The organism is Sphingopyxis sp., from assembly GCF_050725615.1.
Taxonomy (GTDB): Bacteria; Pseudomonadota; Alphaproteobacteria; order Sphingomonadales; family Sphingomonadaceae; genus Sphingopyxis.
The window spans coordinates 1-18,722 of record NZ_JBOHHU010000085.1; the positions used below are offsets into that span (position 1 = coordinate 1).

Consider the following 18,722-nt stretch of genomic DNA (forward strand, 5'->3'; position numbering starts at 1 on the left):
CGCCCTTGCAGTTGGTCAGCCCGGTGACATTGGTCGGCTCATGCGCGATCTGCGGGTAATTTTTGCGCGCGTCGCCGCGATTGCCCGCCTGGATCAACTGGCTCGCGGGCCCCCAGCTGCGCGTGGTGCGATAGAAGGTGAAGCCGTCCATCCGTTTGCTATCGACGTAACGCAGGAAATTCTTCGTGCTCACCGGTGCGCGCTTGTCCTCCAGCCGCACGGTGATCGTGCCGAGATCGGTGGTCAGCGCGACATAGGGGCGCGTGTCGACCTCGATCACGGGCGTGACCGGTGCCGCAATCGGCGCAGGCGGCGGTGGCAACTGCGTCGCTTGCGGCGGGACGGTCGGGGATTGGGCGGCAAAGCTCATCGCGAGCGCGGAGATCAGGGTCGTCAGCATGGCCAGGATCATAACCAGAAAAGGATCGCCGTGGCGACTCCCTTGCATTCGATATCGCGTCGCCGACACATATAAAGAAATCTTTATATGTAGATTGACACGCCGCGACTTCACCCTATCCTGAGCTGGTCGAGGTTCCCCGCGTCCGGCAGGGCATGGGGCTAAGACGGGAAGCCGGTGCGCCCGCTCGCCAAAAGGGGGAGGGGCAAGGCCGGCGCTGCCCCCGCAACTGTAAGCGGTGAGTGGCGGTCGATACGTGTCACTGATCCGGCAAGGGATTGGGAAGGCCAGACCGCCGCGTCGATCCGTGAGCCAGGAGACCTGCCTCGTCCGATAACGTCCTCCGGCGGGGTGTCCGGTCTGGTCGCATGCATGGCTGCGCCCGGGCTTGTCCTGCCGGACGCATCGGCCCTTGCCTGTGTTCCGGCCTGTCCCTTGCCCAACCAAGGTAAGACATATGGCCATCACCGTCGCCACCCTCGGCTTCCCCCGCATCGGCCCGCGCCGCGAACTGAAATTCCTGCTCGAAGGTCATTGGGCCGGCAAGAAGAGCGAAGCCGAACTACGCGAAGGCAGTGCCGCGCTGCGCGCCGCGACCTGGGCGCGGCAGCGCGCGCTCGGCGCCGACATCCTGCCCTCGGGCGATTTCTCGCTCTACGACCATGTACTCGACACCTCGGTCATGGTTGGCGCGATACCGGCGCGATACCAGTGGGATGGCGGCGATGTCGCGCTTTCCACTTATTTCGCCATGGCGCGCGGCACGCAGGGCGCCGCCCATAAGGCCTGCGCGCACGGCCTGGACGCGACCGCGCAGGAAATGACCAAATGGTTCGACACCAATTATCACTATATGGTCCCCGAACTGGAGGCGGGTCAGCGCTTCCGCGTGTCATCGACGCGGCTGGTCGATGAATTTCTGGAGGCCAAAGCGCTCGGCTATCACACCCGCCCGGTCCTGCTCGGCCCCGTCAGCTATCTGATGCTCGCCAAAGGCCGCGGGGTCGAACCGCTGTCGCTGCTCCCCGCGCTGCTGCCGGTCTATGACGAGCTGCTCGCGGCGCTCGCCGATGCGGGCGCCGACTGGGTGCAGATCGACGAGCCTTGCCTCGTCCTCGACCTCGACCACGCCCAGCACTCAGCCTTTGCACAGGCCTATGCGCGGCTCGCGGGGCGCGGCGTCAAATTGATGCTCACGACCTATTTCGGCGGGCTCGGCGCGAATCTGGGGTTGGTCGCGGGGTTGCCGGTCGACGGGCTGCACATCGACCTCGTCCGCGCGCCCGAGCAGCTTGGCGCGGTCTGCGCACGCGTGCCCAAGACGATGCTGTTGTCGCTGGGGGTGATCGACGGGCGCAACATCTGGCGCGCCGACCTCGATGCGATCCTGACGCGGATCGCGCCGATCGCGACGACGCGCGACCTGATCGTCGCGCCCTCCTGTTCGCTGCTCCACACCCCGATCGATCTTGCGCTCGAAAAGAAGCTCGATCCCGACATCGCCGCATGGCTGGCCTTCGCGGTGCAGAAGATCGGCGAGCTGGCGACGATCGCAAAGGCGCTGAACGAAGGCGAGGCCGACGTCCCCGCCGAGCTCGCCGCCGCCCGCGCCGCCGCAGCCACCCGGCGCAGCTCGCCGCGCATTCACGACGCGGCGGTGCAGGCGCGGCTCGCGGGCATCGATGCGGCGATGGTCGAGCGGCGTTCGCCTTTCGCCGAGCGCCGCGACCTGCAACGCGACCGGCTGGCCCTGCCCGCTTTTCCCACGACGACGATCGGCTCTTTCCCCCAGACGCCCGAGGTCCGCAAAGCCCGCGCCGCGCATATGAAGGGCGAAATCGACGATGCGGCCTATGCCCGATATCTGCGCGCCGAAACCCGCGCCGCGATCAAGTGGCAGGAGGAGGTCGGGCTCGATGTCCTTGTCCACGGCGAGTTCGAGCGCAACGACATGGTGCAATATTTCGGCCAGCAGCTCGCGGGCTTCGCCTTCACCCAAAGCGGCTGGGTACAAAGCTATGGATCGCGCTGCGTCCGTCCGCCGATCCTCTACGGCGACGTCTCGCGCCCCGCAGCGATGACGGTCGAATGGTGGCGCTATGCGCAGGACCAGACCGACAAGCCGATGAAGGGCATGCTGACCGGGCCGGTGACGATCCTCAACTGGTCCTTCGTGCGCGACGACCAGCCGCGCGCGGTTTCTTGCCGCCAGATCGCGCTGGCGATCCGCGACGAGGTGCTCGACCTGGAGCGCGCCGGGGCGGCGGTGATCCAGATCGACGAAGCCGCCCTTCGGGAAGGTCTGCCGCTGCGCCGTGGCGACTGGCAGGCCTATCTCGACTGGGCGGTCGAGGCGTTCCGCCTGTCGGCATCGGGGGTCGCCGACGACACCCAGATCCACACCCATATGTGCTATTCGGAGTTCAACGACATCATCGCCGCGATCGGCGCGATGGACGCCGACGTCATCTCGATCGAGACCGCAAGGTCGCAGATGGAGCTGCTCGATGTGTTCGCCGACTATGCCTATCCGAACGAGATCGGGCCGGGGGTCTATGACATTCACTCGCCGCGCACCCCTGCCGAGGGCGAGATGACCGCGTTGCTGAAACTCGCGAGCCAGCGGCTGCCCGCCAACCGGATCTGGGTGAACCCCGATTGCGGGCTCAAGACGCGCCAATGGGACGAGGTGCGCCCCGCCCTCATCGCGATGGTCGCCGCGGCGCAGCGGCTACGCGTGAAGGGAGCCTATGATGCAGCCTGAGACCCAGCCCGAAGGCGCGCCGGCCGTGCGCGTCACCGCCATGCCCGCCAACGCCAATGTCTATGGCGACATCTTCGGCGGCTGGCTGATGGCGCAGATGGACCTCGCCGCCTCCTCGGTCGCGTCGCATCATGCGCGCGGCCGGGCGGTGACGATCGCGGTGGAGGGCATGACCTTCCACCGCCCGGTCTTCGTCGGCGACGAGGTGTCGGTCTATGCCCGGCTGCTCAAGGTCGGGCGCACCTCGATGCAGGTCGCGGTCGAGGCCTGGGCGCGCGACCGGCATTCGGACGACGCGAACAAGGTGACCGAGGCCAATTTCGCCTTTGTCGCCATGGGCCCCGACCGGCGGCCGAGGCCGGTCGTTCCGCTGGCATGATCGATACCCTCATCGCCGACCACGAGCGGTTGGCGCCGGATCGGAAGCGACCCTCGTTTTTCGCTGTCGCATCACGCCTAGCTGTACTATATAAATAATACAGTAGCGGAGGGGTGGACGATGAAGCGGAGATGGAAGATCACGCTGGGCGTGGTGGGTGTGCTTGTCGCCATGGGCGGCGGCGGTTTTGTCTATATGCTCACCGCCGACCCCGCACCCGCCAAGCTGGTCGAAGCGGGCCCGACGGGGAAAAGGATCGTCGCCGAGGGCATTTTCGCCAACTATTATCCCGCTCCGGGCCCGGGGCCGCATCCGGCAATCCTGCTGCTCGGCGGCTCCGAAGGCGGACTCGGCAAGGATATGCGGGCGGCGGCGCTGGCGCTGCAGACGGCAGGGTTCAGCACACTTCAACTCGCCTATCATAATGCGCCCGGAAAATCGGCGAAGCTGAAGAATATCCCGCTCGAGGAGTTCGCGCGCGGTATCGACTGGCTCCGGCAGCAGCCCGGCGTCGATCCCGCCCGCGTCGGCATCGTCGGCTATTCGAAGGGCGCGGAGGCGGGGCTGCTCGTCGCGACGCGCACGCCGGGCATCCGCGCCGCCGCGCTCGGCATGCCGTCGAGCGTCGTGTGGGACGGGATGGCGGGCGAGAATTATATGCTCGGCTCGTTCAGTTCGTCGTGGAGCGACAAGGGTGAGCCGGTCCCGCATCTCGCCTACAAGGGCCGACCCGACGACCGCGGACTGATGACGGTGTTCGAAGGCGGACTCAAGGAACTGGGCACGAACCCCGCCGCGATCATCCCGGTCGAGGCGTTCCACGGCAAGCTGCTGCTCGTCTGCGGCGAGGCCGAGACATTGTGGCCGAGTTGCCCGATGACCGACCAGATCGTCGCGCGGGCCAAGGCCAAAGGCGCCGCCGCGCCGGTGGTGCTGCGGTACAAGGACGCCGGGCACGGCGTCATGGGCGCGCCCTTTGCCGACCCTGCCGACGCCCGGCGATGGACCGGCTTCGGCGGCGGCAGCGAAGCCGGCAATATCGCCGCACGCGCCGACAGCTGGCCGAAGATCGTGGCGTTCCTCAAGACCGAACTCGCGGCCCCCGCACCGGCGCCTTAGCGCATCAGGCGGCCCATTCGGACGGATCGGGTTCGTCGCCGATCAGCGCGAGGCCGTGGGCGATCGAGGTGAGCTCGCCGCCGGTCGCGATGCGTTCGCTGCCAAAGCGGCGGTCGAAGATCACGCGGATAGCCGGGATCAGCGACGAGCCGCCGGTGAGGAAGATGCGGTCGATGGCGGCGGGTTCGACGCCGGCCTTGGCGAGCGCGACGTCCATCGCACCCTCGATGCTGCGAAGGTCGTCCGCAATCCAATGTTCGAAATCGGCGCGGCGGATCGTCGCGCCGATTTCGACCCCGCCGCCGGCGAAATGGAATTGGGCCTCGTCCTCGCTCGACAGCGCGCGCTTGACCCGCCCGACCGCATCATAAAGCGGGAAGCCCTGCTCATGCTCGATCAGCGCGATCATCCGGTCGAGCCGCTCGGGTTCGAGCGCATCGCGCTGCAGACGCCGCAGTTCGTCGATCGTGCGGCGGTTGCGCATCAGCGCGAGCCGCGACCAGTCGGCGAAGTCGGAGAAATAGCCGCCGGGGATGTCGAGGATCTTGTCGAACGAGCGATATTGGCTGCCCTTGCCGAGCAAAGGCAGGACGAGCCGATCGACGATATGGCGGTCGAAGCGGTCGCCCGCGATCGCGACCCCCGACGAGGCGAGCGGCACGCAGCGGCGCAGGGCGCCCGGCGCGGCGATGCGAACGAGCGAAAAGTCGGTGGTGCCGCCGCCGAAGTCGGCGACGAGGATCGTCGCGGGCTCCGTCAGCCGTGCCGCATAGCTGTGCGCGGCGCCGAGCGGTTCGTGGACATAGAAAAGCTCGACGCCAAATTCGGCGAGCATCGCATCGTAGCGCTGGCGCGCGAGCGCGGGGTCGGCGCGCGCGCCGGCATATTCGACCGGGCGGCCGACGATGACGCGGCGCGGGCGGTCGGCGAGCGCGCCACCGGCATGGGCGACGAGCCGCTGGAGGAAGAGCCGTCCCATATCCTCGAAGCGAAACGGCTTGCCCCAGATCAGCGCGCGTTCGAACAGCGGGCTCGCCGCGACGCTCTTGAACGACTGGACGAAACGGCTGTCGAGCGGCGACTGGAGATATTCGGCGATCGCCCACGGCCCCGCCTCGGACGCGATCCCCTGCCAGGCGCGCTCCTCCTCCCAGAAACAGAGCGCGGAGCGGAACACGGGCCCGGTCGCCTCGTCGCCCGCAAAATCGACGAGCCGCGACCCGCCCTGCCCGTCGGCGAGCGCGACGACCGTGTTGGTCGTGCCGAAATCGAGGCCGAGCGCGGTGGCGCTGGAAGGGCTGTGCATGGCGGGATCCTGTGCGGGTGCGGGGTGGCGCGCGGGGCGGCGCCTATTGCACGGGCGGCGGTGGAGGGCAAGGCTGCGGAGCGGATGGCCGTTTTCGGGCGGAAGGCGCTGTTGAAGAATGGAGCTGATCCCCCTCCCGCAGGCGGGAGGGGCAGCGAGACTTGGGCGCTTGCGCCCTAGTCGCAGCGGGGTGGGCAGACCGCAACGCTGCTGGCCCACCCCCAACCCCTCCCGCCTGCGGGAGGGGAGATCAACGTCCGCTCCCCACCCCAAAGCCGACACGATCATCCAGATACCCCCAACAAAAAAGGGGCCGCCTTTCGGCAGCCCCTCCTTGTTCGTTTCCGAAGACTTAGTCCTTCAGGAAGTCGGGCACATGGCCCTGGTCTTCCGGACCTTCGCTGCGTTCGCGGCGGGGGCCACGATCGCCGCCGCCGTCGCGGCGCGGACCGCGGTCGCCGCGGCCACCGCCGTCACGACGCGGACCACGATCACCACGGTCGCCGCCGTCACGGCGCGGACCACGGTCGCCGCGCGGTTCGCGGGGTTCGCGCGGCGGGCGGGTGTCTTCGAGCTCAGCGCCGGTTTCCTGGTCGACGACGCGCATCGACAGGCGAACCTTGCCGCGCTGGTCGATCTCGAGGACCTTGACCTTGACTTCCTGGCCTTCGCTGAGAACGTCCGAGACCTTTTCGACGCGCTCGTTGGCGATTTCGCTGACATGGACAAGACCGTCCTTGCCGCCCATGAAATTCACGAACGCCCCGAAATCGACGAGGTTGACGACCTTGCCGTCATAGATCTTGCCGACTTCGGCTTCCTCGACGATGCCGCTGATCCACTTGCGGGCCGCCTCGATCTGGTCGAGGTCGCTCGACGAGATCTTGATCAGGCCTTCGTCGTCGATGTCGACCTTGGCGCCGGTGGTCGCGACGATCTCGCGGATCACCTTGCCGCCGGTGCCGATGATGTCGCGGATCTTCGACTTGTCGATCTGCATCGTCTCGATGCGCGGGGCGTGCGCCGACAATTCGCTGCGGGTTTCGCCGAGCGCCTTGGCCATTTCACCGAGGATGTGGGCACGGCCGTCCTTCGCCTGATTGAGCGCGGCTTCGAAGATCTCGCGCGTGATGCCCGCGATCTTGATGTCCATCTGCATCGTGGTGATGCCTTCGGACGTGCCCGCGACCTTGAAATCCATGTCGCCGAGGTGATCCTCGTCGCCCAGGATGTCCGACAGGATCGCATAGTCCTTGCCTTCGAGGATCAGGCCCATCGCGATGCCCGAGACGGGGCGCTTGATCGGCACGCCGGCGTCCATCATCGCGAGGCTGCCACCGCAGACCGACGCCATCGACGACGAGCCGTTCGACTCGGTGATGTCGCTGGTGATGCGGATCGTGTAGGGGAACTCGTCCTTGGTCGGCAGCACGGCGTGCAGCGCGCGCCATGCCAGCTTGCCATGGCCGATGTCGCGGCGGCTGGGCGCCCCGAAACGACCGACTTCGCCGACCGAATAGGGCGGGAAGTTATAGTGCAGCATGAAGTTCGAATAGGACAGGCCGTTGAGCCCGTCGATCATCTGCTCGCTTTCCTTGGTCCCCAAGGTGCAGGTCGCGATCGTCTGCGTTTCACCACGGGTGAACAGCGCCGAACCATGCGCGCGGGGCAGGAAGTGCGTTTCGGCGACGATCGGACGAATCTGCGTCGTGGTGCGCCCATCGATACGCTTGCCGTCCTTGAGGATGGCGCCGCGCACGATCTCGGCCTCGAGCTTCTTCATCAGCTTGCCGGCGGCCATCTGGTCCTGCGGGGTCGCGTCGGCGAAGGCGGCCTTGGCGGCAGCGCGGGCTTCGTTCAGCGCGTTCGAGCGGGCCGATTTGTCGGTCAGCTTGTAGGCGGCGGCGATGTCCTTGCCGATCAGCTTCTTGAGCTTGTCCTTGGCGGCGGTCAGGTCGGCCTGTTCGGCCATGTCCCAGGGATCCTTGGCGGCCTGTTCGGCGAGCTTGACGATCGCCTTGACGACTTCCTTGCACGCGTCGTGCGCGAACAGCACGGCGCCGAGCATGATTTCTTCCGACAGCTCATTGGCTTCGGATTCGACCATCATCACCGCGTCGTAGGTGGCGGCGACGACGAGGTCGAGGTCGCCGGCGGCGACCTGTTCGTCGGTCGGGTTCAGGATATATTCGCCATCGACATAGCCGACGCGCGCGGCGCCGATCGGGCCCATGAAGGGCACGCCCGAAATGGTGAGCGCGGCCGACGCCGCAACCATCGCGAGGATGTCGGGCTCATTGTGGCCGTCATAGCTCAGAACCTGGGCAATGACGTTGATTTCGTTGTAGAAACCTTCGGGGAACAGCGGACGGATCGGACGATCGGTCAAACGCGAAACCAAAGTTTCCTTTTCGGTCGCGCCGCGTTCGCGCTTGAAGAAACCGCCGGGGATGCGGCCCGCGCCCGAATATTTTTCCTGATAATGGACGGTGAGCGGGAAGAAATCCTGCCCTTCCTTGACCGTCTTGGCGGCGGTGACCGCAGCCAGCACGACGGTTTCGCCGAGCGTCGCGACGACCGCGCCGTCGGCCTGACGGGCAACCTTGCCCGTTTCGAGGGTCAGCGTTTCACCGCCCCACTCGATCGATACTTTTTTCACGTCAAACATGATGTTTCCTTCGCCCGCCGAGCCCTATGCCGGGCGGGGCCTCTGTTCCGGGCAATCCGGCCCGGGGCGGTGCGGGGCGCTTTGATGCCCCAATGGCGGTCCCGCCGGATGCGGGAGCGGCCCTGTGGCCCGGCGACATTGCGCGGGACCAATATGACAGCGGCCCCGGAAATCCGGGGCCGCCAGAAAATCTTATTTGCGGAGACCCAGCTTCGCGATCAGGTCGGTGTAGCGGCCCTCGTCCTTCTTCTTCAGATAGGCGAGGAGGGTGCGGCGCTTGTTGACCATCATCAGCAGCCCGCGGCGGCTGTGATTGTCCTTGTGGTTCGCCTTGAAGTGGCCGGTCAGGTTGTTGATGCGGTCGGTCAGGATCGCGACCTGGACTTCGGGCGAACCCGTGTCACCGGCTTCGCGGGCATTTTCCTTGATGACTTCGGCCTTGCGTTCGGCAGTAATCGACATGTGCTTTTCCTTCGAACATCGTGATTTAAAGATTGAAGCCGCGCACGACCTTCAGCGTTCCCGCCAAAGCCTCGATCAGGGCGATCGGACGATTGTCGCCGTCCCGTCCCCAATAGAGCCCGTCATCCGTAGCTACCCCGGTCCAGACACGACCCTGACGGATCGCCCCTGCCGCTTCCGGGGAAAGGTTCAGAGCCGGGATGTCGACCAGCCCTGCCTCGAGCGGCAGAAATACTTCTGATTGCGCGGCCCATTGGCCGAAGGCGTTCAATTTGTCCAGCGAAATCGCGTGATCGAGCGAGAAGGGACCGGCGCGGGTCCGGCGCAGCATGGTGACATGCCCGACGCTGCCGACCGCGAGCGCGATGTCGCGCGCGAGGCTGCGGATATAGGTGCCCTTGGAGACATGCGCGGCGAGGGTGATGTCTTCCAATGCGCCAACCGCCGGCTCGCCTTGCGGGTGCAGTGCGAAAACCGTCACCGCCCGCGCCTTCATCGCGACCGCCTCGCCCTTGCGCGCCCGATCATAGGCGCGCTCGCCGTCGATCTTGATCGCCGAATAGGCCGGCGGCACCTGTTCGATCGGCCCGGTGAAGCGCGGCAGCACCGCCTCGACTTCGGCGAAAGTCGGCCGCACGTCGCTCGTCGCAACGATTTCACCCTCGGCATCAAGGCCGTCGGTCTGCACCCCGAAGCGGATCGTGAAGTCGTAAATCTTGCTCGCGTCGAGCATCCGGCCGCAGAGCTTCGTCGCTTCGCCGAGCGCAATCGGCAGCACCCCAGTCGCGAGCGGGTCGAGCGTGCCGCCGTGGCCGACCTTGACCTTGCCGAGGCCGGCCTCGCGGCACACGCGTTTGACCGCACCCACCGCCTGGGTCGAGCCGAGCCCCAAAGGTTTGTCGAGGATGATCCAGCCGTTCATCGGCGCCCCCTGCGGGCGCCGGTGCGCAAAGTCAATTTGCCTCGGCGGCCTGTTCGGCGTCCTTTGCGGCCTTGGCCGCCTTCAGCCGCTCCTTGCGCGGCAGCGGCTTTTCGGCGGTCACGAAGGAGGTGAAGGCGCAGCGCTGGCCGTTAACGACAATGGCGCCAAATTTGTCGAGCCGCGCGGTGCCGCGCGTGTCGATGCCGATCGCCTGGACAAAATCGAGGTCGGGGCAATAGCCGACGAGCGTCGCATAATACCAGTCGCGGCGCTGATCCTCGATCCAGATGCCGTCGTCGCCGTCGGCCTCGAAATTGCGGACGGTGCCATAAGCGGGAAAGGCGATGCTCGCCTCGACGCCGATTTCGCGCGGCGCTTCAGGCTCGATGGCCGCCGCTGCAGAAAGGGGAAGCAGCAAGGCGGCCAGGGAGAGTGCGAGAGTCGGTTTCATAATGCAGGCGTCTTAACAGGCCGAGTCTGAACCGGTGCTGACCCTAGCGCCCCGCCCATTCCCCCGCCAGCAGCGACCAGAGCGCGGTATCGCGGACATGGCCGGTCCAGGTGATGCGTTCGGACCGCAAGGTCGCTTCCTTGAAGCAACCGAGCTTGGCGACGGCGGCCTGGCTGCGCTTGTTGCGTTCGTCGATGCGGAATTCGATACGGCGGACGCCGACGCCAAAGGCGTGATCGATCATCAGCCGCTTCACCCGTCCGTTGAACCCGGTGCCGCGCGCATCGGGGTGGAGGAAGCTGTTGCCGATCTCGACCGTCTGCGCCGACATATCAGGGCGCAGCCAGGCGGTCATGCCGATCAGCCGGTCGCCGTCGAAGATCGCATAGGGCATCCGCCCACCGGCGCCCGTCAGCGCATCGAAGCTGGCATCGAAATGCTCGGGTCCGAAGCTCGACGAATAGATCGGCCAGATATCGCCGTCGGTGGCGCACACCGCCCGCAGCGCCTCGCGATGCTGCTCACCAAGCTTGGCGAGCCCGAGGTCGCCATCGGCCAGCTCGACATAAAGGCGCTCAAGCATCGGCGCCTACCTCCCTTGGCGCCGCCGCCGCCTCGCGCCGCTTCTGCATGAAATGGCGCCGGCACATCGCGACATAGCGGTCGTTGCCGCCGATCTCGGTCTGCGCGCCCTCGACCACCGCGCGGCCGGCTTCGTCGACGCGCAGGTTCATCGTCGCCTTGCGCCCGCACTCGCACACGGCTTTGAGCTCAACGAGCGCGTCGGCGATACCGAGCAGCGCCGCCGAGCCGGGAAAGAGTTCGGCCGAAAAATCGGTGCGCAACCCGTAGCAGAGGACGGGAATATTGGCCTCATCGGCGAGCGCCGCGAGCTGGAACACCTGCGCCTTCGACAGGAATTGCGCCTCGTCGACGAGCACGCAGGCGAGCGGACGCTGGCGATTTTCGGACAGCACGGCGGCGGCGATATCGCTGTCGGGGTCGAATTTATGCGCCTCCGCCATCAGCCCGATGCGGCTCGTCACCTGTCCGGCGCCATAGCGGTCGTCGAGCGCCGCAGTCCACAGCATCGTTTCCATGCCGCGCTCGCGATAGTTGAAATCTGCCTGCAGCAGCGTCGTCGATTTGCCGGCATTCATGCTGGCATAATAGAAATAGAGCTTGGCCATCGCCCCGTCTGTGACCGGCTTTGCGCCCCCGCGCAATGGGCGAATCAGGCGCCCTCGAGCAGCGCGCGAAAGCGCGCCGGTTGCGGCAGCAGATCGGCGAGCGTGAAGCCGTCGAGATGGCGGAGGAACGCCGACAGCGCCCCGCCGAGCGCGCCCTGCAAGCCGCAGGCGCCGCGCACCGGGCACGCCGAGGTCGCCGGGTCCATGCATTCGACAAAATTGTCGAGATTTTCGAACGCGCGCACCACGGCGCCGACGTTGATCGCGGCGGGCTCCTGCGCGAGCCGCATGCCGCCGCCGCGCCCGCGCTGGGTCGCGACATAACCGAGCCCCTGCAATCGCTGCGCGACCTTGGCGAGATGGTTGCGCGACACGCCGTAGCGCGCCGCGATCTCATCGACCGACATCTGCGCGCCGGTCGCGCCGAGCGCCATCAGGATGCGCAGAGCATAATCGCTGTGAAGGCTGAGCCGCATAAAATAGGTATATAGAATATTGCTTTTTCGATCAATCGCGAATAACAGGTATTTCAGATACCCATTATCGAGTCGAAGCGATGACCAGCCCTGCCTCCGCCGCCCATCCCCACAGCCTGGCCGCCCGCGAACGCCGCCGCGACGACGCGGGCGCGATGGGCATCGACGAGAGCTTCATCGCGGCGATGGTCGATCATTTCTACACGGCGGTGCGCGCCGACGCCGAACTCGGCCCAATCTTCGAACCGCGCATCGCCGACTGGCCCCGGCACCTCGGACAGATGAACCGCTTCTGGCAGTCGATCCTGCTCGGCGCGGGCAATTTCTCGGGCAATCCGATGGTCAAGCATCTGGCCATCCCCGGCCTCGACCAGGCGCATTTCGAACGCTGGCTGCGGCTTTTCTACGCCACGCTGCACAGCCTCGCGCCGAGCCCCGAGGCCGCCCGCCACATCGGCGCCAAGGCGCGGATGATCGCCGAAAGCCTGCTCACCGGCATCTGGGTCCACCGCGACCGGGATCAGGCGCTGTCGAGGAAAGTGGAGCTTCCGCATGTCTGACCCCGCCCCCGCACCGCCGCCCCGACTGTCGAACGATCCCTATGAAGTGAACGGCGTGCAGGCCGGTTTCCAGCTGCCGGGCTGGATCTGGCGCAGCATGTTCGCCTGTTACGCCATCTTCTTCCTCGGCATCGGCGCCGCCACCGGGCGCGACACCGCAACGCTGTTCATGCTCGTCATCTCCGCGCTCTACGCCTTGATGTATTTTGCGACGGCGGGAATCCTGCACGCCCAAAAGGGCCCCGAACGCGCCTCGCCGCTCGAACGTATCGGCGGGGTGCTCGACACCTGGACCGGGCCGATGGACGCGGGCACCGTCGCGGCGCAGATTCTTGCGGTCCCGGCAGGGTTCGCCTTCCTCGGCGTCACCTTCCTCGTCGTCCGCGCGACCTCCGGCTTTTGACCATGATCGCCGATCGCGGCCCCGCGCTGCCCGCCCTTGCCGCGCCCTACCGGACGATCGGTCCGTTCGAAGCCGACACCATTCCCGCCGGGCTGCTCCGCAGACACAATCTGAAACCCGGCGTTTGGGGCGTGTTGACGGTCGCGTTCGGCACCATCCGCTTCTGCTGGGACGACGAAGCGGGCGGCGAGCGCGAACTGGTGGCGGGAGAGGCGATCCTCGTCCCGCCGCGCGTGCCGCACCATCTCGAACGCTGCGGTCCGGTGACGCTCGACATCGCCTTTCACGCGCCACCCGACACCGGCGCCTGACATCGGTCCGCGCGCCCGCTTGACTCGCGCGCGCCCCCTGCCATGCTGGGCGCAATAAACGCAGCACAAACAGTGGGGAGAGCTGCCGATGCGCCTGATGCCGATCAGCGATGCGATGTTTCTGGTGGGGGAGAGCCGCGAGATGCCGATGCATATCGGCGGCATCAACCTCTACACCCTGCCGGACGATGTCGACGAGACCGACTGGCTCAACGAACAGCTGACGCTGCTGCGGCAATCCGAAGGGCTGCGGCGACCGTTCAGCGAGGTGCTGAAACTGACCGCTCTCGGGCAATATGGCCCGATCCGGCTCGAACCCGACCGCGACATCGACATGCATTACCATGTCCGCGCCTCCGCCTTGCCCAAGCCGGGGCGCTATCGCGAGATGTTCGAGCTCGCCTCGCGGCTCCATTCGGGGCTGCTCGACCGCACCCGGCCGCTGTGGGAGATCACGCTCATCTCCGGCCTGCCCAACCGCCAGATCGCGACCTTCAAGAAAATTCACCACGCGCTGATGGACGGCGCGGCGAGCATCCATTTCTATAATTCGATGCTATCGCCCGACCCCAAGGAGCGCCGCACCGCCTCGCCGCTGTCGGTCGAGGCCTATGAAGCCTATAAGCGCAAATTCCCGGTGCCCAAGAAAGCCCCGCGCCCCAGCCTGACCGACATCGCCGCGATCGGCGATTTCCTGAAGGAACAATGGGGCAACAGCGTCGGGGTGACCAAGGCGCTGAACCAATATGTCGCGGCGATGGTCGGGCTGGGCGGCGAGGGTCTCGTCACCCCCTTCACGGGCGTGCCGCGTACCAGCTTCAACCGCAACATCACCGGCGCGCGCCGCTTCGTCGCGCAAAGCTGGTCGCTGGAACGCGTGCGGCGGGTCGGTAAGGCTTATGACGGCACGATCAACGACGCGGTGCTCGGCATGTGCGCGGGGGCGATGCGCAAATATCTGCAGTCGCTGAACGAGCTGCCCGACAAGCCGCTGAAAGCCATGGCGCCGGTGTCGATCCGGCCCAAGGACGATATCGATTCGGGCAATTCGGTCGCGTCGGTGACCGCGAACCTCGCGACGCATATCGACGATCCGGCGACGCGGATGGCGGCGATCCAGGAATCGATGAACTCGGCGAAGGCGCAGCTGCGCGCGATGACCGCGTCGCAGATCCAGCTCTATACCGCGATCACCAGCTTTCCGATGATGCTCACCGCGCTGACGCGCACCGCCGACAAATTCCCGGCCTATTCGGTGACGATCTCCAACGTCCCCGGCCCGCGCGAGCAGATGTACTGGAACGGCGCGCGGCTCGACGGCATGTATCCGGCGAGCATCCCCGTGGACGGCATGGCGATGAACATCACCCAGGTGTCGAATTTCGAGAATATCGACTTCGGCATCACCGCGTGCCGCCGCAGCGTCCCGCACGCGCAGCGGATGATCGACTATCTGGAGGAAGCGCTGGTCGAGCTGGAGGCGGCGGCGGGGATCAAGACGCCCAAGGGGAAGTAGGCGCCAGCGTCAGAAATCTGCATAGGGACCGTCGGTCGGCAAATCCCATTTGCCATCATCCGGTAGCAGGCGGATCGAATCCGCGACGACCGCGCCGGTGTCGACATCCGAGATCATCAGGAACGGTTTCCACCGCTTGTCGGCGGGGATCGGGCCGGACATGTCGCCATGGAAAACGCACATGTCGGGGCGTGTCGCATAAACCCAAGCGAGCCGCCGTCCATCGCGCGACCATTTGAGGCCGCTTCCCGATGCGTCCATTTTGTCGACGGGAAGGCATGGCGAAATGCGATGCGCCCGAGCGAGGCCGGCCTCGAGATGGCGGCGATGCTCGACCACGCCAGACGGAGTGATCTGGAAGACGCGCGGCTGCTCCAGGCCCGACCCCAGATAATGATTGATCAGAAACCAGTCGCGGCGCGGCGACCAGCGAAGGGTGAGCGGCATGCCATCATTGGCATCGGGGATCGACCCAACGGTACGGCCGTCCACATCCTTGACCAGAACCTCATAGATTTCTTCTTCGCCGCCAGTTGGAGGCGTCTGAACGATCATCCAGCGACCATCGGGCGAGGGAATGGATATCGGACAAGATGGCTGAAAACGGACGCTTCCGTCGGTCTGCAGCCCCGCTCCGCGACAATTATGGGCGGAGATAATGATCTCGGCGTCATCGTCCCGCGTCTCTTCGGAGACGGACATGCCAAGCGCCACGCCGATCGCGATAAGTGTCGCGGCCACGACGGCGAGAGTTTCACCCCTCTTCATTATTCTCCAAATCGCGCGCCACCTTCGGATCGCGCAGCAATTTTTCGATATGGCTCGCCTCGTCGAAGCTTTCGTCGGCGAGAAACTTCAGCTTCGCGGCATATTTCATCCGCACCTTCGACGCGACGGTCTTCTGGAGATAGGCGGTGTTGGTGCGCAGCGCCTTGAGCACCGCGTCCTCGTCCTTGCCGAGCAAGGATTTCACGAACACCGTCGCGTGGCGCAGGTCGGGCGACATGCGCACTTCGGTGATGCTGACGGGGTGTGTCGCGAGCACGTCGTCATGGACGTCACCGCGCGCGAGGATCTCGCTCAAGATGTGGCGCACCTGCTCGCCGACGCGCAGCACGCGGACCGACGGCCCCTGATCCTTGTCGCCCTTTTTCACTTCGCCTTCTTCTCTTCGTCCAGTTTCGCAACGATGCGCGCGATCGAGCGCATGTTACGCGCGGTGCCCTTGCAGCCCAAGCGCCTTTCGATGAAGGGGCCGGTCAGCTTGCTGTCGGCGACGCCGTCGCCATAGCCGAGGAACAGCATGCGGTCGCCGAGCGCCATCTTCTCGCCCCCGCGTCCCAGATGATCGCCAACCAGCTGGTCGAACTGCGCCGGCGTCGGCTGGTCGGTCAGGAACATGGTGTGGACGAACTTGTCCTCGTTCGTTCCCGCGAAAGGGTTGTCCGAAATCGCTGCCGCCAGCTCGTCGCGATCGCGCACGACGACCGCGCTCGTCATGTCGAAACGATCATCGACCATCAGCCCGAGCTTCTCCTCGAGCCCGCGCGTCGGCCGCGCGTCGTGGTCGAACAGCACATTGCCGCTCGCCACGACGGTCTCGACATTGCTGAAGCCCTCGGCCTCGAACGCCGAACGCAGATCGACCATCTTCAGCCGGTTGCCGCCGACATTGATGCTGCCGAACAGGGCGACGTAGCGCGCCATGGTGCCGCCTTCCCTGTTATGCGGAGCGGACGCCCGTCAGAGCGTCCGTTCACGCATTTCTACTTCGAAGACTTCGAGGTTGTCGCCCGCCTTGATGTCGTTGGTATCCGACAGCACGACACCGCATTCCAGACCGGCGCGCACTTCGGCGACGTCGTCCTTGAAACGGCGCAGCGACGCGATGGTCGTCGCCGACACGATGACGTCGTCGCGCGTGAGGCGTGCGTGCAGCCCCTTGCGGATCGCGCCTTCGAGCACGAGCAGGCCTGCGGCCTTGTCGCGCTTGCCGGCGGGGAACACGTCCTTGACCTCGGCACGGCCGACGACGGTTTCGATCCGTTCCGGACCCAGCTCGCCCGCCATCTCTTTCCGGATCTCGTCGGTCAGGTGATAGATGACGTCGTGATAGAGGAAGCGCACTTTTTCGCGCTTCGCGATCTCGCGCGCCTTGGCGTTCGGACGGACGTTGAAGCCGATGATCGGCGCCTTGGTCGCCGCCGCCAGTGTGACGTCGCTTTCGGTGATCGCGCCGGCGCCCGAATGGAGCACGCGGACCTTGATCTCGTCGGTCGATATCTTGTTCAGCGCGTTGACGATCGCCTCGACGCTGCCCTGCACGTCGCCCTTGATGACCACGGGGAACTGGATGACATTGGCCTTGTCGGCCAGCGCCTCGAACATGCCCTCCAGGCTGACCGGCGCCTGCACGGTGCGCTTGCGCGTCGCCTGTTCCTGGCGATAGCTGGCGACCTCGCGGGCGCGCGCCTCATTCTCGACCACGGTCAGCGTGTCGCCCGCCATCGGCACGCCGCCAAGGCCGAGGACTTCGACCGGCAGCGACGGACCGGCCGTCTTGATCTGCTGGCCCTGGTCGTTGACCAGCGCGCGGACGCGGCCGCTTTCGGCGCCGCAGACGAAGATGTCGCCGACCTTGAGCGTGCCGCGGCGAACGAGGATCGTCGCCACCGGTCCGCGGCCCTTGTCGAGCTTGGCCTCGACCACCGTGCCTTCGGCGGCGCGGTCGGGATTGGCCTTCAGCTCCATGATTTCGGCCTGCACCGCGATCGCTTCGAGCAATTTGTCGAGGCCGGTCTTCTTGAGCGCCGACACTTCGACATTCTGGACGTCGCCGCCCATTTCCTCGACCACCAGCTCATGTTCGAGCAGGCGTTCGCGGACGCGCTGCGGATTGGCGCCTTCTTTGTCGACCTTGTTGATCGCGACGATGATCGGCACGCCGGCCGCCTTCGCATGCTTGATCGCTTCGATCGACTGCGGCTTGAGGCCGTCGTCGGCGGCGACCACCAGGATGACGATGTCGGTGACGTTCGCACCGCGCTGGCGCATCTCGGTAAAGGCCTCATGGCCCGGCGTATCGAGGAAGGTGACGAGCGAGCCGTCGGGGGTCTTCACCTGATAGGCGCCGATATGCTGGGTAATGCCGCCGGCTTCGCCCGCGACCACATTGGCGCCGCGCAGCGCGTCGAGCAGGCTGGTCTTGCCGTGATCGACATGGCCCATGATCGTGACGACCGGCGCGCGCGGCTTCAGATGCTCGGCGTCGTCGACATCCTCGTCGTGACGAATGTCGATATCGCCTTCGCTGACGCGCGTGATCTCATGCCCGAATTCGGTCACGAGCAGTTCGGCGGTATCCTGGTCGATGACGTCGGTGCTGGCCGACGGGACGCCCATCTTGAACAACGCCTTGATCAGGTCGTTGGTCTTTTCGGCCATGCGGTTCGCCAGTTCGGCGACCGTGATGCTTTCGGGCACGACGACTTCGCGGACTTGCTTCTCGCGCGGACCCGACGAGGTGGTGTGCGAGCGCTTTTCCTTTTCGCGGGCGCGCTTCAGCGCCGCAAGGCTGCGCGCGCGGGCGCCCTCATCGTCGTTGAGCGCGCGGGTGACGGTCAGCTTGCCCGACTGGCGACGATTGTCGGCGCCGCGGTTCGCCTTCGGCTCGGGGCGCTTGGGTTCGGGACGCTTCGGCGCCTCGACGGGCGTGAAGCGACGCGGCGCGGGCGCCGCGCTGGTGGTGGCGCGCGGTGCGGCCGACGTGGCCGGAGCGGCCGGAGCGGCTTCATC

General features: G+C 66.1%; 20 protein-coding genes and 1 riboswitch. Of the genes, 7 read left to right on the top strand and 13 right to left on the bottom strand.

Annotated features, from left to right (window positions below):
- A partial coding sequence (locus tag ACREB7_RS16765; protein WP_431593418.1) for a peptidylprolyl isomerase occupies window positions 1-400 on the bottom strand: 400 nt, incomplete at its 3' end.
- 115 nt (window positions 401-515) lie between these two features.
- Window positions 516-743, top strand: a riboswitch (cobalamin riboswitch).
- A 114-nt stretch (window positions 744-857) separates the two neighbouring features.
- On the opposite strand from ACREB7_RS16765, the gene metE reads away from it, so the two are divergent.
- The 3 genes from metE to ACREB7_RS16780 all read left to right on the top strand — a co-directional run bounded on the left by metE (window position 858) and on the right by ACREB7_RS16780 (window position 4,662).
- The gene (metE, locus tag ACREB7_RS16770) at window positions 858-3,164 is read left to right on the top strand and encodes a 5-methyltetrahydropteroyltriglutamate--homocysteine S-methyltransferase (protein ID WP_431593419.1); all 2,307 of its coding nucleotides are present in this window, start codon (window positions 858-860) and stop codon (window positions 3,162-3,164) included.
- Window positions 3,154-3,543, top strand: coding sequence for an acyl-CoA thioesterase (locus ACREB7_RS16775; RefSeq protein WP_431593420.1), 390 nt, complete (start codon window positions 3,154-3,156; stop codon window positions 3,541-3,543). The genes metE and ACREB7_RS16775 overlap by 11 nt, the downstream gene beginning before the upstream one ends.
- Before the next feature lie 120 nt (window positions 3,544-3,663).
- Window positions 3,664-4,662, top strand: coding sequence for an acyl-CoA thioester hydrolase/BAAT C-terminal domain-containing protein (locus ACREB7_RS16780; protein WP_431593421.1), 999 nt, complete (start codon window positions 3,664-3,666; stop codon window positions 4,660-4,662).
- 4 nt (window positions 4,663-4,666) lie between these two features.
- Here the strand turns inward: ACREB7_RS16780 and ACREB7_RS16785 are convergent, their stop codons facing one another.
- The 8 genes from ACREB7_RS16785 to ACREB7_RS16820 all read right to left on the bottom strand — a co-directional run bounded on the left by ACREB7_RS16785 (window position 4,667) and on the right by ACREB7_RS16820 (window position 12,137).
- On the bottom strand, window positions 4,667-5,968 hold the full coding sequence (locus ACREB7_RS16785; protein ID WP_431593422.1) for an Hsp70 family protein: 1,302 nt from the start codon (window positions 5,966-5,968) through the stop codon (window positions 4,667-4,669).
- Between the two features lie 352 nt (window positions 5,969-6,320).
- Complete coding sequence (gene pnp, locus ACREB7_RS16790) at window positions 6,321-8,636, bottom strand: polyribonucleotide nucleotidyltransferase (RefSeq protein ID WP_431593423.1); 2,316 nt, start codon at window positions 8,634-8,636, stop codon at window positions 6,321-6,323.
- Between the two features lie 192 nt (window positions 8,637-8,828).
- Window positions 8,829-9,098, bottom strand: coding sequence for a 30S ribosomal protein S15 (gene rpsO / locus ACREB7_RS16795; RefSeq protein ID WP_431593424.1), 270 nt, complete (start codon window positions 9,096-9,098; stop codon window positions 8,829-8,831).
- Between the two features lie 25 nt (window positions 9,099-9,123).
- Window positions 9,124-10,020 carry a tRNA pseudouridine(55) synthase TruB gene (gene truB / locus ACREB7_RS16800; protein ID WP_431593425.1) on the bottom strand — a complete coding sequence of 299 codons (897 nt, stop codon included), beginning with the start codon at window positions 10,018-10,020 and terminating at the stop codon, window positions 9,124-9,126.
- 31 nt (window positions 10,021-10,051) lie between these two features.
- Window positions 10,052-10,471 (bottom strand): DUF6491 family protein, encoded by a 420-nt coding sequence (locus ACREB7_RS16805; RefSeq protein ID WP_431593426.1) that lies wholly within the window; start codon window positions 10,469-10,471, stop codon window positions 10,052-10,054.
- Window positions 10,472-10,514: 43 nt separating this feature from the next.
- Window positions 10,515-11,054, bottom strand: coding sequence for a GNAT family N-acetyltransferase (locus ACREB7_RS16810; RefSeq protein ID WP_431593427.1), 540 nt, complete (start codon window positions 11,052-11,054; stop codon window positions 10,515-10,517).
- Complete coding sequence (locus ACREB7_RS16815; protein WP_431593428.1) at window positions 11,047-11,661, bottom strand: thymidine kinase; 615 nt, start codon at window positions 11,659-11,661, stop codon at window positions 11,047-11,049. The genes ACREB7_RS16810 and ACREB7_RS16815 overlap by 8 nt, the downstream gene beginning before the upstream one ends.
- A gap of 44 nt (window positions 11,662-11,705) precedes the next feature.
- Window positions 11,706-12,137: an RrF2 family transcriptional regulator gene (locus ACREB7_RS16820; RefSeq protein ID WP_431593429.1), complete on the bottom strand. Its 432-nt coding sequence runs from the start codon at window positions 12,135-12,137 to the stop codon at window positions 11,706-11,708.
- An 80-nt stretch (window positions 12,138-12,217) separates the two neighbouring features.
- On the opposite strand from ACREB7_RS16820, the gene ACREB7_RS16825 reads away from it, so the two are divergent.
- The 4 genes from ACREB7_RS16825 (at window position 12,218) to ACREB7_RS16840 (ending at window position 14,927) form a co-directional block, all read left to right on the top strand.
- Window positions 12,218-12,697: a group III truncated hemoglobin gene (locus ACREB7_RS16825; protein ID WP_431593430.1), complete on the top strand. Its 480-nt coding sequence runs from the start codon at window positions 12,218-12,220 to the stop codon at window positions 12,695-12,697.
- Window positions 12,690-13,100 carry a hypothetical protein gene (locus tag ACREB7_RS16830; RefSeq protein ID WP_431593431.1) on the top strand — a complete coding sequence of 137 codons (411 nt, stop codon included), beginning with the start codon at window positions 12,690-12,692 and terminating at the stop codon, window positions 13,098-13,100. The genes ACREB7_RS16825 and ACREB7_RS16830 overlap by 8 nt, the downstream gene beginning before the upstream one ends.
- 2 nt (window positions 13,101-13,102) lie before the next feature.
- Window positions 13,103-13,411, top strand: coding sequence for a DUF1971 domain-containing protein (locus ACREB7_RS16835; protein WP_431593432.1), 309 nt, complete (start codon window positions 13,103-13,105; stop codon window positions 13,409-13,411).
- An 88-nt stretch (window positions 13,412-13,499) separates the two neighbouring features.
- On the top strand, window positions 13,500-14,927 hold the full coding sequence (locus ACREB7_RS16840) for a WS/DGAT/MGAT family O-acyltransferase (RefSeq protein ID WP_431593433.1): 1,428 nt from the start codon (window positions 13,500-13,502) through the stop codon (window positions 14,925-14,927).
- 9 nt (window positions 14,928-14,936) lie between these two features.
- Here ACREB7_RS16840 and ACREB7_RS16845 read toward each other — a convergent pair whose 3' ends face one another.
- The 4 genes from ACREB7_RS16845 to infB form a co-directional block, all read right to left on the bottom strand.
- Window positions 14,937-15,482 (bottom strand): hypothetical protein, encoded by a 546-nt coding sequence (locus tag ACREB7_RS16845; RefSeq protein WP_431593434.1) that lies wholly within the window; start codon window positions 15,480-15,482, stop codon window positions 14,937-14,939.
- Window positions 15,483-15,681: 199 nt separating this feature from the next.
- Entirely contained in the window at window positions 15,682-16,083 is a 402-nt protein-coding gene (gene rbfA / locus ACREB7_RS16850; RefSeq protein WP_431593435.1) for a 30S ribosome-binding factor RbfA, read from the bottom strand.
- Window positions 16,080-16,634: a DUF1697 domain-containing protein gene (locus ACREB7_RS16855; protein ID WP_431593436.1), complete on the bottom strand. Its 555-nt coding sequence runs from the start codon at window positions 16,632-16,634 to the stop codon at window positions 16,080-16,082. Before ACREB7_RS16855 ends, rbfA begins: the two co-directional genes overlap by 4 nt.
- 36 nt (window positions 16,635-16,670) lie before the next feature.
- The coding region (gene infB / locus ACREB7_RS16860; RefSeq protein ID WP_431593437.1) for a translation initiation factor IF-2 at window positions 16,671-18,722 on the bottom strand (2,052 nt) is incomplete at its 5' end.

Excerpts from the sequence above, each read along its gene's own strand:
- ACREB7_RS16815 (WP_431593428.1), bottom strand. The coding sequence starts at position 11,661 with ATGGCCAAGCTCTATTTCTATTATGCCAGCATGAATGCCGGCAAATCG.
- ACREB7_RS16830 (WP_431593431.1), top strand. The coding sequence starts at position 12,690 with ATGTCTGACCCCGCCCCCGCACCGCCGCCCCGACTGTCGAACGATCCC.
- ACREB7_RS16835 (WP_431593432.1), top strand. The coding sequence starts at position 13,103 with ATGATCGCCGATCGCGGCCCCGCGCTGCCCGCCCTTGCCGCGCCCTAC.
- ACREB7_RS16820 (WP_431593429.1), bottom strand. The coding sequence starts at position 12,137 with ATGCGGCTCAGCCTTCACAGCGATTATGCTCTGCGCATCCTGATGGCG.
- ACREB7_RS16825 (WP_431593430.1), top strand. The coding sequence starts at position 12,218 with ATGACCAGCCCTGCCTCCGCCGCCCATCCCCACAGCCTGGCCGCCCGC.
- ACREB7_RS16785 (WP_431593422.1), bottom strand. The coding sequence starts at position 5,968 with ATGCACAGCCCTTCCAGCGCCACCGCGCTCGGCCTCGATTTCGGCACG.
- ACREB7_RS16775 (WP_431593420.1), top strand. The coding sequence starts at position 3,154 with ATGCAGCCTGAGACCCAGCCCGAAGGCGCGCCGGCCGTGCGCGTCACC.
- metE (WP_431593419.1), top strand. The coding sequence starts at position 858 with ATGGCCATCACCGTCGCCACCCTCGGCTTCCCCCGCATCGGCCCGCGC.
- ACREB7_RS16810 (WP_431593427.1), bottom strand. The coding sequence starts at position 11,054 with ATGCTTGAGCGCCTTTATGTCGAGCTGGCCGATGGCGACCTCGGGCTC.
- truB (WP_431593425.1), bottom strand. The coding sequence starts at position 10,020 with ATGAACGGCTGGATCATCCTCGACAAACCTTTGGGGCTCGGCTCGACC.
- ACREB7_RS16805 (WP_431593426.1), bottom strand. The coding sequence starts at position 10,471 with ATGAAACCGACTCTCGCACTCTCCCTGGCCGCCTTGCTGCTTCCCCTT.
- ACREB7_RS16855 (WP_431593436.1), bottom strand. The coding sequence starts at position 16,634 with ATGGCGCGCTACGTCGCCCTGTTCGGCAGCATCAATGTCGGCGGCAAC.
- ACREB7_RS16845 (WP_431593434.1), bottom strand. The coding sequence starts at position 15,482 with ATGATCGTTCAGACGCCTCCAACTGGCGGCGAAGAAGAAATCTATGAG.
- pnp (WP_431593423.1), bottom strand. The coding sequence starts at position 8,636 with ATGTTTGACGTGAAAAAAGTATCGATCGAGTGGGGCGGTGAAACGCTG.
- rpsO (WP_431593424.1), bottom strand. The coding sequence starts at position 9,098 with ATGTCGATTACTGCCGAACGCAAGGCCGAAGTCATCAAGGAAAATGCC.
- ACREB7_RS16840 (WP_431593433.1), top strand. The coding sequence starts at position 13,500 with ATGCGCCTGATGCCGATCAGCGATGCGATGTTTCTGGTGGGGGAGAGC.
- ACREB7_RS16780 (WP_431593421.1), top strand. The coding sequence starts at position 3,664 with ATGAAGCGGAGATGGAAGATCACGCTGGGCGTGGTGGGTGTGCTTGTC.